13 protein-coding genes are annotated in these 12,475 nt (G+C 67.0%); 10 read left to right on the top strand and 3 right to left on the bottom strand.

Annotated elements, in window-relative coordinates; genetic code table 11:
• Window positions 1-441: 441 nt before the first annotated feature.
• The gene (locus IEX05_RS13360; protein ID WP_188702655.1) at window positions 442-846 is read left to right on the top strand and encodes a VOC family protein; all 405 of its coding nucleotides are present in this window, start codon (window positions 442-444) and stop codon (window positions 844-846) included.
• Between the two features lie 132 nt (window positions 847-978).
• Here IEX05_RS13360 and IEX05_RS13355 read toward each other — a convergent pair whose 3' ends face one another.
• On the bottom strand, window positions 979-1,506 hold the full coding sequence (locus IEX05_RS13355; RefSeq protein WP_188702653.1) for a GNAT family N-acetyltransferase: 528 nt from the start codon (window positions 1,504-1,506) through the stop codon (window positions 979-981).
• A 214-nt stretch (window positions 1,507-1,720) separates the two neighbouring features.
• On the opposite strand from IEX05_RS13355, the gene IEX05_RS13350 reads away from it, so the two are divergent.
• From IEX05_RS13350 to IEX05_RS13330, 5 genes are read left to right on the top strand one after another with little or no spacing between them, the layout of a single operon-like run.
• Window positions 1,721-2,644, top strand: a complete 924-nt coding sequence (locus tag IEX05_RS13350; RefSeq protein ID WP_188702678.1) for a ParA family protein — start codon at window positions 1,721-1,723, stop codon at window positions 2,642-2,644.
• A gap of 2 nt (window positions 2,645-2,646) precedes the next feature.
• Window positions 2,647-3,729, top strand: coding sequence for a ParB/RepB/Spo0J family partition protein (locus IEX05_RS13345; protein WP_188702651.1), 1,083 nt, complete (start codon window positions 2,647-2,649; stop codon window positions 3,727-3,729).
• A gap of 19 nt (window positions 3,730-3,748) precedes the next feature.
• A complete protein-coding gene (locus IEX05_RS13340) occupies window positions 3,749-4,090 on the top strand; it encodes a tryptophan synthase subunit alpha (RefSeq protein ID WP_188702649.1) in 342 nt (113 codons plus the stop codon).
• Window positions 4,091-4,133: 43 nt separating this feature from the next.
• The gene (locus IEX05_RS13335) at window positions 4,134-4,292 is read left to right on the top strand and encodes a hypothetical protein (protein ID WP_188702647.1); all 159 of its coding nucleotides are present in this window, start codon (window positions 4,134-4,136) and stop codon (window positions 4,290-4,292) included.
• 3 nt (window positions 4,293-4,295) lie between these two features.
• The gene (locus tag IEX05_RS13330; RefSeq protein ID WP_268237877.1) at window positions 4,296-5,426 is read left to right on the top strand and encodes a GNAT family N-acetyltransferase; all 1,131 of its coding nucleotides are present in this window, start codon (window positions 4,296-4,298) and stop codon (window positions 5,424-5,426) included.
• 58 nt (window positions 5,427-5,484) lie between these two features.
• Here the strand turns inward: IEX05_RS13330 and trxA are convergent, their stop codons facing one another.
• Both trxA and trxB read right to left on the bottom strand, forming a co-directional pair.
• Window positions 5,485-5,808 carry a thioredoxin gene (trxA, locus tag IEX05_RS13325; protein ID WP_114117659.1) on the bottom strand — a complete coding sequence of 108 codons (324 nt, stop codon included), beginning with the start codon at window positions 5,806-5,808 and terminating at the stop codon, window positions 5,485-5,487.
• A gap of 14 nt (window positions 5,809-5,822) precedes the next feature.
• Window positions 5,823-6,773 (bottom strand): thioredoxin-disulfide reductase, encoded by a 951-nt coding sequence (gene trxB / locus IEX05_RS13320; RefSeq protein WP_188702643.1) that lies wholly within the window; start codon window positions 6,771-6,773, stop codon window positions 5,823-5,825.
• Between the two features lie 234 nt (window positions 6,774-7,007).
• Between trxB and IEX05_RS13315 the strand changes: the two genes are divergently transcribed.
• From IEX05_RS13315 to IEX05_RS13300, 4 genes are all read left to right on the top strand, one after another.
• Window positions 7,008-8,324 (top strand): ABC transporter substrate-binding protein, encoded by a 1,317-nt coding sequence (locus tag IEX05_RS13315; RefSeq protein ID WP_188702641.1) that lies wholly within the window; start codon window positions 7,008-7,010, stop codon window positions 8,322-8,324.
• Between the two features lie 85 nt (window positions 8,325-8,409).
• The gene (locus tag IEX05_RS13310) at window positions 8,410-9,378 is read left to right on the top strand and encodes a carbohydrate ABC transporter permease (protein WP_229661319.1); all 969 of its coding nucleotides are present in this window, start codon (window positions 8,410-8,412) and stop codon (window positions 9,376-9,378) included.
• Complete coding sequence (locus tag IEX05_RS13305) at window positions 9,371-10,213, top strand: carbohydrate ABC transporter permease (protein WP_229661318.1); 843 nt, start codon at window positions 9,371-9,373, stop codon at window positions 10,211-10,213. Before IEX05_RS13310 ends, IEX05_RS13305 begins: the two co-directional genes overlap by 8 nt.
• Before the next feature lie 90 nt (window positions 10,214-10,303).
• Window positions 10,304-12,292 (top strand): beta-galactosidase, encoded by a 1,989-nt coding sequence (locus tag IEX05_RS13300; protein ID WP_188702639.1) that lies wholly within the window; start codon window positions 10,304-10,306, stop codon window positions 12,290-12,292.
• Window positions 12,293-12,475 lie beyond the last annotated feature (183 nt).

The raw sequence follows: 12,475 nt of genomic DNA, 5'->3' as shown, positions 1-12,475 counted from the left end.
TCCCCCGCCGGTTCCCCCGCCGGTTCCCCCGCCGGTTCCCCCGCCGGTTCCCCCGCCGGTTCCCCCGCCGGTTCCCCCGCCGGTTCCCCCGCCGGTTCCCCCGCCGGTTCCCCCGCCGGTTCCCCCGTCGGTTCCCCCGTCGGTTCCCCCGTCGGTTCCCCCGTCGGTTCCCCCGTCGGTTCCTGTGCTGGTGCCCGTGCCGGTTCACACTGGCAGCGCAACGATTCCGCGGGACCCAGGGATAACCAGGGCGTGAGTAGCATCGAGGATCACCCGTCACATCTCCCCCACACTGATCCGCCCGGCCGCGACGCGACGTTCGTCCCACGTCAAGTGTCCACGAGCCGCGCATAGCCGGAGGTATCGTGCGCATCGCACAGCACAGGATGACGGTACACTCTCTTTGCCTCGTCTTCGTCCGTCCTCTGCAAGACTGGTGTCATGGCGGGCTTTCACCACATCGAGCTCTGGGTCGCAGATCTCGAGACGGGCGGGCGTGAGTGGGCGTGGCTTCTCACCGAGCTCGGTTTCACGCGCGAGTCGACGTGGCCCGAAGGGGAATCCTGGTCGGCGGCGGGCTCGTATCTGACGCTCACCGGCTCCCCCAATCTTCACGGAGACACCCACGACCGTCGGCGGCCCGGCCTCAACCATCTGGCGTTTCACGGTGGGTCGCGCGAGGATGTCGACCGGATCATGACTGACGCGGCCGACAACGGCTGGCGGGCGCTCTATGCGGATCGGTATCCGCACGCGGGCGGCCCAGATCACTATGCGGGCTGGCTCGAGAACACGGCCGGCTTCAAGGTGGAGATCGTCGCCGAGGATCCGCGCGCCCAGAACTGACCGAGTCCTAGCGCCGCCGCGAAGCGAGCGAGATCGATGGAGAGCGGTGCAGCCGCGATGTTTCACGTGAAACGGCCACGCTGATGCGACTCAGCCGTGGCGAGCCCGCCACTCGTCGACGAGGAGGGCGTACTAGGCTCCGTCCGTCCACCCGCGGGTCGCGTGGAAGGAGTCGGCCCTTGTCGTCGCCTCGTGTCGCATCCCGATCTTCTCCATGACGCGGATGGACGCTGCGTTGTCGGCAAACGCCGATGTCGTCACGCGTCGCACGCCGATGTGATCGAATGCCAGCCGCACGGCCTCCGTCGACGCCTCGGTCGCGTAGCCGCGACCCGCGTACGCCGGATCGATCGCCCACCCGAGCTCGGCATTGGAGCCGCGCGCGGCGCGAGGGTCGGCACCGATCTGATGCCACGCATCGGTCACCTGGAGAGTCAGATCACCGACGAGCGCGCCACTGGGGAGTGTGATCGCGAGCCTGTTGGGGAGCGTGCGCGACGCGAGGTCTACCCACTGGGGATAGCTCGTGAGGTATGCGCCGGTCCATGTGGTCACGGTAGGCAGGCCGCGATAGGTCCATGCGGCAGCGATGTCGGTCTCGGCGAACGGGCGGAGAAGCAATCGAGAGGTGCGAATCGGCCACGCGGGGAGGTCCTTCATATCCGCAGTGTTTCACGTGAAACCGAATCGGTCCCGAGGGTCCTGACTCGCGGGCTGCGCCCGATGTTTCACGTGAAACGGCGGCTCCTGGTGCGCGTAGCGAGGAGCGAGTGCGCGTTTCACGTGGAACATCGACCGAGATTCTCCGCGATTTCCCGCGGCAAAGCGGCACGCAACGGTTAGGCTGGAAGAGTTGACCTGGGACCCCGAGAGGATGCGCGTGAGCCAGTACTCCAGCGGCATCGCCGCCGCCTTCGATGACAGCCCGATCATGCGGCAGCTGCAGGATCTGAGCACACGTCGGCGACAGCTCGAAGACGTCGAGATCGAGTTCCCCGGCAAGACCCGCGTCCTGACGGTGTCGAATCAGAAGGGCGGCGTCGGCAAGACGACCAGCACCGTCAATATTGCCGCGGCCATCGCCGCGCTCGGCGGCCGCGTGCTCGTGATTGACCTCGACCCACAGGGCAACGCGTCGACGGCGCTCGGTGTCCCCCACACGGCCGACGTCATGAGCATCTACGACGTTCTCATCAACGACGCGCCGCTCGCCGAGGCGGTTCAGGTGAGCCCCGAGAACGAACGCCTCTTCTGCGTGCCGAGCACCATCCACCTCGCCGGAGCGGAGATCGAGCTGGTCTCGCAGGTCGCGCGCGAGAAGCGCCTCGACACCGCCCTCGAGGAGTACCTGGAGAGCCTCGATGAGCCGCTGGACTTCGTCTTCATCGACTGCCCTCCCTCCCTCGGACTACTGACGATTAATGCCTTCAGCGCGGCGCACGAGGTCTTCCTGCCGATTCAGGCCGAGTACTACGCACTCGAAGGCCTGAGCCAGCTTCTGGGCAACGTCAAGATGATTCAGAAGCACCTCAACCCGAGGCTGCGCGTCTCGACGATCCTCCTCACGATGTTCGATGCCCGCACGCGGCTCTCGCATCAGGTGGCGGACGAGGTGCGGCAGCACTTCCCGAAGGAAGTGCTGAACACGGTCATCCCCCGTTCGGTGCGGGTGTCGGAAGCGCCGAGTTTCGGGCAGACCGTCATCTCGTACGATGAATCATCCGCAGGTGCGATCGCATACAAGGAAGCAGCGGTCGAAATCGTCAAGCGCGGGGCCCCGCGCAGGAAAGGTCAGTAGTCATGGCGAAGCGCACGGGACTCGGCCGAGGGATCGGCGCACTCATCCCCACGGGAACGGAGGCGCGCGAGCGTCCCGCCGACGTCTTCTTCTCGCGCACCGTCACTCCCCCGGCCGCGGTCGAGGAGGAAACGGCGACGCCTCCCGCCCCGAGGAAGTCCGCGACGCGGAAGCCGGCTGCGCGCCGCACTCCCGTCGAGATCGCCATCGACTCGGACCCCGCTGAACCGGAGTCGCGCGACGATGCGGCGCCCGAACTCGCCGAGGTCCCCGGGATCCGCCTGATTCAGGTCGACCCGCACAAGATCGTCCCGAACCCCCGTCAGCCGCGCACGCTCTTCGATCCCGAGGATCTCGCTGAGCTCGTCCACTCCGTGCGGGAGTTCGGCGTGCTGCAGCCCGTCGTCGTGCGCGACAAGAACGACGGCACCTACGAGCTCATCATGGGTGAGCGCCGCACCCGCGCATCGCGCGAGGCGGGCCTGCACGCGATCCCAGCGATCGTCCGAGACACGGCGGACGAAGACCTGCTGCGGGATGCGCTCCTCGAGAACATCCACCGCGCTCAGCTGAACGCGCTGGAAGAGGCATCCGCCTACCAGCAGCTCATCAACGACTTCGGGATCACACAGGACCAGCTCGCGGACCGGATCGGCCGCTCGCGGCCGCAGATCTCCAACACCATTCGTCTCCTCCGCCTGCCCGAGGACGTGCAGCAGCGCGTCGCCGCGGGCGTGCTCACCGCGGGCCACGCGCGCGCGATCCTTTCGCTGGACGGCGACGCGGAGGCCATGGCGCGGCTCGCCGACAAGGTCGTCAACGAAGAACTCTCCGTGCGGGCGACCGAGTCGGCGGCGAAGCGCGTGCTCGAGGCCGGCGAGAAGCCGAAGAAGCCCGTGAAGGCGAAGCAGGGCGCCCGCCGTGCCTACCTCGATGAGGTTTCCGAGAAGCTCGGCGACCGCCTCGACACGAAGGTGAAGATCGACCTGACGGCCCGCCAGGGAACCATCAAGATCAGCTTCGCGACGATCCAGGACCTCAATAGGATCCTGAGCGAACTGGGGGAATCGGGCTACGAGCAGTAACAGCGCGTAGCCTGGAGGAGTGACGAATCCCGATCCCCTCCTCCCCCGCCGCGCCAGCGTCGAGGTGCTGCGCGCCGAGGCCGCCGACGAGCTGAAGTCGCTTCAGCTCGAGCGCCTGCGCGCGGGCGAGGATCCGTGGGATTTCATGGAGGAGCTGCCGACGATCGACGAGCTCGTCGTGTTCACCCTGCGAGCCGAGCACATCGTCGCGGACGGCGGCCTCCGCCCCACGCACGCCCGCAATCAGCGCCTGCTGCGCATTATCGCCGCACAGTATCCCGAACTCGAGCCGGCGGTTCGCAATATGTTGATTTCGGAGAACACGCACCGTCGTTGGGACTCCGTCGTTCGCGAGGCTTGACACGTCGCACCGGCCGGCTCAATGAACACGTACCCTCGAAAGGGTGAGCCGGAACAACGCACAGAACGTCCCCGTCGACGAGACAGCGCGCAATAAGCTCGCCGCTCTGGGGTTGAGCTATCGCGCAGTGGCCGAGGACGAACTCGCCGACTATCTGCGCGCAAAGCACCGGGGCTTCCTCGGCCCCGAACCGACGGATTAGGAGATCGACAGCGAGAGCGCGCTTCTCCGCAGCCGCCGCGTGGTGGGGATCTACGACGAGACCGCCCCGCAGCCGTTTCCGATCGCGACGGTGATGTCGTGGGAGACGCCGCTCACCACCCCCGCGGGACACATCCCGATGTGGGCGATCACCGGTGTGAGCGTCGCCGCCAGCCACCGTCGCCGAGGAATCGCGCGAATCATGCTCGAGGGCGAACTGCACGCGGCAAAGAGCGCGGGATTCGCCGTCGCGGGCCTGACCGTGACCGAGGCGACGATCTACGGGCGATACGGCTTCATGCCGGCGGCACCGATCCAGCGATACTCCGTCGACACCCGCCGCGCCGCCTGGGGCCCGTACGAGCCCGCCGCCCGCGTGGTCTTCGTGGACCGCGCTCAGCTCGCGCGGGACCTCGCCGAACTGCATGAGAGCACCCGCGAAGATCGCCTCGGCGACATCGGCGCCTGGGACCGGCGGTGGCAGCAGATCGCGGGCCTCACGCCCGAGTCGGAGAAGCCACGCGAGATCCGCGGCGTACGGGCGCTCGACCCGGAGGGGCGGCTCGTGGGCGCGATGGCATTCACGATCGGCGAGGGGGCGGATCACGCGTCGCGCGTGTTCCAGATCGGGCACCTGGTGACGGCCACGAACGATGCCCGCGCGGCGCTCTGGCGCTTCGCGCTGAGCTACGACCTCGTCGGCACCGTCACCGCCGAGCTGCAGCCGCTGGACGAGATGCTGCCGTTGCTCGTGCGCGACCGCCGCGCGATCACGCAGACCGTGCGCGACCACGGCTGGCTCCGGATCCTCGATGTTCCGGAAGCGCTCGCGCGCCGGCCGCTCGCGGGACCGCTCGGCGTGCGCGTGCGGGTGGCGGATCCGCAGGGCATCGCCGACGGCGCCTGGACGCTACTGCAACTGGGGGGCGAGGGGCTGCAGACGGCGCCGATCGACGACGGTGAACGCGTGCACGTGGAGATGGACATCGGCGCGCTGTCGGCCGCCTACCTTGGGGCCGTACGGCTGGAGGAGTTCGCGGCGGTCGGCCGCGTGCGGGGCGATCACGCGAAGATCCGGGAGCTGTCGAACGCGCTGCGGACGGACCGCTCTCCGCACCTCTCGATCTGGTACTGACAGGCGTCCCTAAACGCGGAAATGCCCGCCCCAAGGGGGCGGGCATTTCCGCGGAGGTTCAGGCGAGGAACTCGGCGAGGTCCTGCTCGAGGGCCTGCTTCGGCTTCGCGCCGATGATCGTCGTCGCGACCTCGCCGCCCGAGAAGACCTTCATCGCCGGAATCGACGTGATCTGGTACTTCATCGCGAGGTCGGGATTCTCGTCAACGTTGAGCTTGACGATCTTGATCTTGTCGGCGTTCTCCGCCTGGATCTGGTCGAGGACGGGGGCGACCATGCGGCACGGGCCGCACCACTCGGCCCAGAAGTCGACGAGCACGGGGCCGTCGGCCTTGAGGACGTCCTCTTCGAAGGTGGCGGAGGTCGTTACCTGAGCTGCCATGATGTTCTCCTTGTTCAGACTGCTGCGAGGGCCGGCTCGACGTCGTCGAGGGCCGTGAGGTAGTGCTCAGCGTCGAGCGCCGCGACGGTGCCGCTGGCGGCCGCCGTGATGGCTTGACGGTAGGTCGGGTCGACGACGTCGCCCGCCGCGAAGACGCCGGGGACCGAGGTGCGCGACGAGCGACCCTGGACGGCGATCGTGCCCTCCTCGGTGAGCTCGAGCTTGTCGTGCACGAGGTGGGTGCGCGGGTCGTTGCCGATCGCGATGAACAGGCCGTCCACGGCCAGCTCGCTCTTCTCGCCCGTCACGGTGTCGTTCAGCACGACGCCGGTGAGTCCGCTCGCGCCCTGCAGCTCGGCGATCTCGCTGTTCCAATGCACCTGGATCTTCTCGTTGTCGAACACGCGCTGCTGCATGATCTTCGACGCGCGGAACTCGTCGCGGCGGTGCACCAGGTGTACCTTCGAGGCGAACTTCGTGAGGAAGTTGGCCTCCTCCATCGCCGAGTCGCCGCCGCCGACGACGACGATCTCCTTCTCGCGGAAGAAGAACCCGTCGCAGGTGGCGCACCAGGAGATGCCGTGGCCGGACAGTTCGTCCTCGCGGGCGATGCCGAGCTTGCGGTAGGCGGATCCCGTCGCGAAGATGATGCTGCGCGCCTCGAGCACGTCACCCGAGCCCAGCGTGACCTTCTTGACCTCGCCCGAGAGGTCGAGCTCGGTCGCGTCGTCGTAGACGACCTCCGTGTCGAACTTCTCGGCCTGCTGCTGCATCTTCGCCATCAGGTCGGGACCCATGACGCCCTCGGGGAAGCCGGGGAAGTTCTCGACCTCGGTCGTGTTCATCAGCTCGCCGCCGACCTCGACCTGGCTCGCGACGACCACGGGCTTGAGGTTCGCGCGCGCAGTGTAGATCGCGGCCGTCCATGCGGCCGGGCCGGATCCGATGATGATGACGTCTCGCACTGAAGAGCCTCCCTTGGGCGTGTGTCTGAGTGCTCTAACCCATGGTACGGCGCGGGTATTCCCGCCCCTGAGTTGTTACGCCGGAGGGCGACGGAGCGGGCGCCGTCACGATTGCGTAACGGGCACTTGTGGCGGCCGGAAAGGTGCGGGATCGTCAGAGCGAAGCGGCAAGGACGCCGCCTGAGATCCGTGGCTGCGGCCGCGTGATCCGATCTTTCGGAAAGGCACATTTCCATGAAGAAGAACACGACCAGGTTCGCGGCCGTTGTGGGATTGGCGGTCGTCCCGGCGCTCGCCTTGGCGGGGTGCTCGGGCGATAACGGCGGTGGTGACGGCGGCGGCGCTGGCGGATCGGGCGACGACAACACGCTCACCGTGTGGGCGTGGGACCCGGCGTTCAACATCTACTCGCTCGAAGAGGCGGAGAAGATCTACCAGAAGGACCACCCGGACTTCGAGCTCGAGATCATCGAGACGCCGTGGGAAGACCTGCAGGCGAAGCTGACGACCATCGCCCAGGCGCAGCAGACCGATGAGCTGCCCGACTTCTTCCTGATGCAGAACAACGCCTTCCAGAAGAACCTCATCAACTACCCCGACCTGTTCGCCGACTACTCCGGATCCGAGGTCGACTTCTCCGAGTTCCCGGAGAGCGTGACGGCCTACTCCACGCTCGACGGCGTCAACTACGGCGTCCCCTTCGACAACGGCACGGCCGTGACGGCGCTTCGCACCGACGTGCTCGAAGAGGCCGGCCTGACGCTCGACGACTTCACCGACATCACGTGGAGCGAGTGGATCGAGAACGCCAAGACCGTGCTCGACAAGACCGGAAAGCCGATCCTGTCGGGAATCGCGGGTGAGGCCGACATCCCCATGATGCTGCTGCAATCGGCGGGCCAGAGCCTGTTCGACGCCGAGGGCGAGCCGACCATCGCGGACAACGCGGCGCTCCGCGACGTCATCAACGTCTACAAGGATCTCGTCGAGGCGGGCCTGCTGACCGAGGTGAACTCGTGGGACGAGTACATCGGCACCCTCGTGAACGAGAACGTCGCCGGCACGATCAACGGCATCTGGATCATCGGATCCATCCAGACCGCGACCGAACAGTCCGGTAAGTGGGGCATCACGAACCTGCCGAAGCTCGACGACGTCTCCGGCGCGACGAACTACTCCGCGAACGGCGGATCCTCGTGGGCGCTCAGCTCGTCGGGCAACTCCGAGCTCGCGGCCGACTTCCTGAACGCGACCTTCGCCGGATCCACGGAGCTGTACGACACGATCCTGCCGAAGGCGGGCGCCGTCGCCAACTGGATCCCTGCCGCCGAGAGCGACGTCTACGCCGAGCCGAGCGAGTTCTTCGGCGGCCAGCCGATCTTCCAGCAGGTCGTCGAGTACGGCGAGCACGTGCCGAGCAACAACACCGGCGCGTACTACTACGAGGGACGTGACGCCGTCAGCACGGCGATCACGAACGTGATCGGCGGCGCCGATGTGGATGCCGCCCTCGAGGAGGCGCAGAAGAACGTCGAGTTCGCGATGGGCTGATGAGCTCATCGCGCGGCTGGGCGGATCCTTGGATCCGCCCAGCCCGCACGTTCTCCCTCCCCTCTGACGAAAGCGAGTGCGCAACGTGGCCACTGAAGCGATCGTGACCGGCGGCGGCAAGCGCCGGTTCCGCGGATCCCCCCGCAATCCCTACCAGGGGCGCGAGCGCCCCTGGCTCCACACGCAACGACGCTGGAACCTCACCGGCTGGGCGTTTCTGATCCCGGCGGCGCTGCTCATCGCGGTGATGAGCTTCATCCCGATGATCCAGGCGCTGTTCTTGTCGTTCCAGACGGGTCGCGGTTCGCGGCTGAGCTGGGCCGATCCGCTCTGGCTGAACTTCGAGCGGCTACTGAGCGACGAGATCTTCAAGCTGACGGTCTTCAACACCTTCTTCTACCTGGTGATCCAGGTGCCGATCATGCTCGTGCTCGCAATGATCCTGGCCAATCTCCTGAACGACCCGAAGCTGAAGTTCAAAGCCTTCTGGCGCACCGTGATCTTCCTGCCCTGCGCGGTGTCGCTCGTGTCGTACTCGCTGGTGTTCCGCACCATGTTCGCGACCGACGGCTTTGTCAACGACACCCTCATGGCGCTGGGGCTCATGGACGAGCCGACGAACTGGCTCGGCGAGGGCTGGACGGCGCGATTCGTCCTCATCATCGGCCTGCTCTGGCGCTGGACCGGCTACAACATGATCTTCTTCCTCGCCGCCCTGCAGAACGTCGACTACTCGACGATCGAGGCGGCCAGGGTGGACGGCGCCAGTTCGCTGAAGACGTTCTGGTTCGTGACCGTCCCCCAGCTCAAGCCGATGATCGTGCTGACCGCCATCATGTCGATCAACGGCACCCTGCAGCTCTTCGACGAGTCGTGGTCGCTCACGAACGGCGGCCCGGCGTATCAGTCGATGTCGATGTCGCACTACCTCTACGAACTGTCGTTCCTCAAGAACCCCAACGTGGGATATGGCGCCGCGATCTCGTACGTGATCCTCATCATGGTCGCCGTGCTCGCGTTCATTCAGATGAAGGTGGGTGACAAGCGTGACTAGTGCCGTCCGTTCGACCCGGCGCAAGGCCGGATTCAGCTGGCGCCGCGTGCCCGGGTACGCGTTCTTGTCGCTGTTCGCGCTGTTTTCGATCTTCCCGCTGTACTTCATGGTCGTCTCCGCGACGAACACGACCAGGGACGTCCTGGGTTCGCGGCTGATCCCCGGATCCCATCTCTTCGCGAACTTCTCCGCGCTCTTCGCGGCGCAGGACGTGGGGGCCGCGATGCTGAGCTCCGCGCTGATCGCGATCGGCACGACCGTGCTCGCGCTCGCCGTGTGCTCGGTCGCGGGCTACGGCTTCGAGGTGTATCACTCGCGCGGCAAGGACGTCATCATGAGCATCATCATGCTCGCGATGATGATCCCCTTCGCGGCCGTGATGATTCCGCTGTTCCGCCTCTTCGCGGATCTGGGCATGGTCAACTCGCTCTTCGCGGTCATCATTCCGGCGATCTCCACGCCGCTGCTGATCCTGCTGTTCCGGCAGGCGTCGCGCTCGTTCCCGCACGAGATCATCGAGGCGGCGCGCATCGACGGCCTGAAGGAGCTGTCGATCTTCTTCCGCATCTATACGCCGACGATGAAGTCGACCTTCGCGGCCGCGGCGGTGATCACGTTCATGACCTCGTGGAACAACTTCCTCTGGCCGCGCGTGATCCTGCTCGACAACGCCGTGCAGACGATGCCGATGCTGATCGCCAACCTCACCGCCGGATACGTGACCGATTACGGCGTGCTGATGCTCGCGGTGCTGCTGACCTCGCTGCCGACCATCATCGTGTTCCTCGTCCTGCAGCGCGCCTTTGCGCAGGGCATCACGGGTGCGATTAAGTAGGAACTAAGCCCCAGGGTCGCCCGAGAATGCGGATGTCGCGCGTGCGCGACCCGCATTCTCGGGCGACCCATCAGCGTGGAAAGGGATCCTATGCAGAACCACCGCTGGCTCCGCACCCCCGAGGGAACGATCCCTCGCATCTCCTTCGGTGCCGACTACAACCCCGACCAGTGGCCACGGGAGGTGTGGGACGAGGACGTGCGCCTTATGAAGCAGGCGGGAGTCGACGTCGTGTCGGTCGCGATCTTCTCGTGGGCGAAGCTGCAGCCCGGCCCAGACACGTGGGACTTCGAGTGGCTCGACGACGTCATCGACCTCATGCACGCGAACGGCATCGGCGTCGACCTCGCGACCGCGACGGCGTCGCCGCCCCCGTGGCTGACGACGGCGCACCCCGAGGTCCTCCCCATGACGGCCGAGGGGAACGTGCTCTCGCAGGGCGCGCGCCAGCATTGGCGCCCCACCTCCCCCATCTTCCGCGAGCACGCGCTCACGCTCGTCACCAAGCTCGCGGAGCGATACGGATCCCACCCCGGCATCGTCGCCTGGCACGTCAACAACGAGCTCGGCTGCCACAACGCCTACGACTACTCGGACGACGCGGCGCGCGCCTTCCGCGCCTGGCTCATCGCGCGCTACGAGACGATCGACGGCCTGAACCACGCGTGGGGGACGGCGTTCTGGTCGCAGCGGTACGGATCCTTCGACGAGGTACTTCCGCCGCGGCTCGCGGCGAGCTTCCCGAACCCCACGCAGCAGCTCGACTTCCTGCGCTTCTCCTCCGACGCGCTCATCGATCACCTCGTCGCCGAGCGCGAGGTGCTGAACCGCATCACACCGGACATTCCCGTCACCACCAACTTCATGGTCGTCGGCGGCACGCGTCACCTCGACTACGACAAGATGGCGCGGGAGATCGACTTCGTCTCCAACGATCACTACGTCGTCGAGGGCCGCGACGAGCTCGCCTTCTCCGCCTCGCTCACGAGCGGTTTCGCCCGGCACCGCCCGTGGTTCCTCATGGAGCACTCGACGAGCGCCGTCAACTGGCAGCCCATCAACCGGCCCAAGCGCCCCGGTGAACTGATCCGCGATTCGCTCACCCACGTCGCGCACGGCGCCGACGCGGTCTGCTACTTCCAGTGGCGGCAGTCGGCGGCCGGCGCCGAGAAGTTCCACTCGTCGATGGTGCCGCACGGCGGCGAGAACACGCGCGTCTACCGCGACGTCGTCAAGCTCGGCGGGATCCTGCAGAGCCTCGGCGACGTGGTCGGATCCGATCGCGCGCGCGCCGAGGTCGCGATCGTCTTCGACTGGGAGGCGTGGCGCGGGGCGGAGCTCGACTCGCACCCGAGCGAGAAGCTCGAGTATCGCCGCGAGGCGCTCGAGTGGTTCACGGCCATGACCGAGCTGGGGATCCGCGTCGACGTGGTGCCCTCGGCGATGGACCTCGACGGCTACCGGCTCGTCATCGCGCCGGTGCTGTACGCCGTGCCCGCGCCGCTCCGCGACCGGCTCACGGCGTACGTCGAGGGCGGCGGGCACCTCGTCACGACCTACTTCTCGGGCATCGCCGACGAGAACGACCACATCTGGCTCGGCGGCTATCCCGGCGCGTTCCGCGAGATGCTCGGGATCCGGGTGGAGGAGTTCCGCCCGCTGTGGGAGGGCGAGACGGTCGCGCTCTCGAACGGCACCAGCGGTTCCCTCTGGAGCGAGCCGATCGACATCGTCGCCGACGACGTCGAGGTGCTCGCCAGCTACGAGGGCGAGGAGGAGCTCGGCGCCGCCGTCACGCGCCGCACCGTCGGATCGGGATCCGCCGCCTACGTGTCGACGCGCCTCGGCGTGCAGGGCCTCGCGCACCTGCTTCCGACGCTGCTCGAGGGCGCGGGCGTCGCGTCCGAGCTGCCTGCGGCACTGCGCGGCAAGGTCGAGCTCGTCGCGCGTGAGGGCGCGAACGGCCGCTTCGACTTCTACATCAACCGCACCGACTCGTTCGTCGAGCTGCCGGAGGGCGACTACCTCTACGGATCCACGACCCTCGCCCCGCGCGGCGTCGCCGTACGGCGCGCGTAGGGCGCCGCGCCGGGGCGTGTCCCAGTTGGTGCGGTTCTGGGGGGTGGATTCGCGCATTAAGTGGGACATGGTGCGGGGCGTGTCCCACTTGGTGCTGCTCTGGAGGCCGAATTCGAGCACTAAGTGGGACACGCGTCAGACCGTGTCCCACTTAGTGCTGTTATGAAGGGTGGGTTCGCGCAT

Source organism: Microbacterium nanhaiense, assembly GCF_014646015.1.
GTDB classification, from domain to species: domain Bacteria; phylum Actinomycetota; class Actinomycetes; order Actinomycetales; family Microbacteriaceae; genus Microbacterium; species Microbacterium nanhaiense.
Note: the sequence above shows the minus strand (reverse complement) of the source record. Positions and strands in the feature narration are given on the sequence as shown.